This is a genomic window from Fictibacillus sp. Mic-4 (assembly GCF_049843615.1).
GTDB classification, from domain to species: Bacteria; Bacillota; Bacilli; order Bacillales; family Fictibacillaceae; genus Fictibacillus_A; species Fictibacillus_A gelatini.
The window spans coordinates 1-227 of the sequence record NZ_JBBHZM010000137.1; the positions used below are offsets into that span (position 1 = coordinate 1).

Consider the following 227-nt stretch of genomic DNA (forward strand, 5'->3'; position numbering starts at 1 on the left):
TTTGGTACCATAATTATCTTGACAACAACCTTATTAGATGTAGTTGGTGCACAATACAGTTTTTGGGATTACCCCATTGCATTCCTACCTTTTATTCCTAGGGCCTTTCCTTTTGATTTTTCAATGGTACCTGTAGCTTACATGTTGTTATATCAATATTTTAGAACATGGAAATCTTTTATTTTAGCCCAGATCATTATGGCACTAACATATGCCTATATAGGTGA

Annotated in this window: 1 protein-coding gene; it reads left to right on the top strand. The window is 33.9% G+C overall.

Annotated elements, in window-relative coordinates:
* On the top strand, positions 1 to 227 hold a 227-nt coding region (locus WD019_RS21850), incomplete at both ends, for a CBO0543 family protein (RefSeq protein ID WP_425712828.1).